Source organism: Microbulbifer sp. ABH2_005 (assembly GCF_056160005.1).
This window is the reverse complement of record NZ_JBSWWI010000004.1, coordinates 1-1,838: the sequence shown is the minus strand read 5'-3', so window position 1 is coordinate 1,838 and position 1,838 is coordinate 1. Positions and strand designations below refer to the sequence as shown.

The following is a 1,838-nucleotide window of genomic DNA, read 5'->3' as shown; positions in this document are numbered from 1 at the left end:
TTTATGTTTTAGTGGAAGGTTCTGGAAAGTACCGCGATACAGGGTGATAGCCCCGTACACGAAAAGGCATTTAGAGTGAAATCGAGTAGGTCGGGACACGTGTTATCTTGACTGAATATGGGGGGACCATCCTCCAAGGCTAAATACTCCCAGCTGACCGATAGTGAACCAGTACCGTGAGGGAAAGGCGAAAAGAACCCCGGAGAGGGGAGTGAAATAGAACCTGAAACCGTATACGTACAAGCAGTAGGAGCCCTTCGGGGTGACTGCGTACCTTTTGTATAATGGGTCAGCGACTTATTGTCTGTAGCAAGGTTAACCGCTTAGGGGAGCCGTAGAGAAATCGAGTCTTAATAGGGCGTTTAGTTGCAGGCAATAGACCCGAAACCCGGCGATCTATCCATGGGCAGGTTGAAGGTTGAGTAACATCAACTGGAGGACCGAACCCACTAATGTTGAAAAATTAGGGGATGACCTGTGGATCGGAGTGAAAGGCTAATCAAGCCGGGAGATAGCTGGTTCTCCTCGAAAGCTATTTAGGTAGCGCCTCGCGTCTCACCCTCGGGGGTAGAGCACTGTTTGGGCTAGGGGGTCATCCCGACTTACCAACCCCATGCAAACTCCGAATACCGAGGAGTGCAATCGCGGGAGACACACGGCGGGTGCTAACGTCCGTCGTGGAAAGGGAAACAACCCAGACCGCCAGCTAAGGTCCCAAATACCAGTTAAGTGGGAAACGATGTGGGAAGGCCCAGACAGCTAGGAGGTTGGCTTAGAAGCAGCCATCCTTTAAAGAAAGCGTAATAGCTCACTAGTCGAGTCGGCCTGCGCGGAAGATATACCGGGGCTAAAACTGGTAACCGAAGCTGCGGATGCTCTTAGGAGCATGGTAGAGGAGCGTTGTGTAAGCCGTTGAAGGTGGATCGGGAGGTCTGCTGGAGGTATCACAAGTGCGAATGCTGACATGAGTAACGACAAGGGAGGTGAAAAACCTCCCCGCCGGAAGACCAAGGGTTCCTGTCCAACGCTAATCGGGACAGGGTTAGTCGACCCCTAAGGCGAGGGCGAAAGCCGTAGTCGATGGGAAACAGGTTAATATTCCTGTACTCGCTATTGCTGCGACGGAGTGACGGAGAAGGCTAGGCCAGCATGGCGATTGGTTGTCCATGTTTAAGGTCGTAGGCTGGGGACTTAGGCAAATCCGGGTCCCTAAGGCTGAGAACTGATGACGAAGCCCACTTGTGGGTGAAGTGGTTGATGCCCTGCTTCCAGGAAAAACTTCTAAGCTTCAGGCAATAGTGAATCGTACTCTAAACCGACACAGGTGGTCAGGTAGAGAATACCAAGGCGCTTGAGAGAACTCTGGTGAAGGAACTAGGCAAAATGGTACCGTAACTTCGGGAGAAGGTACGCCGGTTTTGGTGATGGGACTTGCTCCCTAAGCTGAGGCCGGTCGAAGTGACCAGGTGGCTGCGACTGTTTATTAAAAACATAGCACTCTGCAAACTCGTAAGAGGACGTATAGGGTGTGACGCCTGCCCGGTGCCGGAAGGTTAATTGATGGGGTTAGCTTCGGCGAAGCTCTTGATCGAAGCCCCGGTAAACGGCGGCCGTAACTATAACGGTCCTAAGGTAGCGAAATTCCTTGTCGGGTAAGTTCCGACCTGCACGAATGGCGTAACGATGGCCACGCTGTCTCCACCAGAGACTCAGTGAAATTGAAATCGCTGTTAAGATGCAGTGTACCCGCGGCTAGACGGAAAGACCCCGTGAACCTTTACTACAGCTTTGCACTGAACTTTGAGCCTACTTGTGTAGGATAGGTGGGAGGCTTTGAA

At 52.1% G+C, this 1,838-nt stretch carries 1 rRNA gene; it reads left to right on the top strand.

Annotated elements, in window-relative coordinates:
* Positions 1 to 1,838 (top strand): 23S ribosomal RNA (locus ACXAFI_RS19990); the annotation flags it as partial.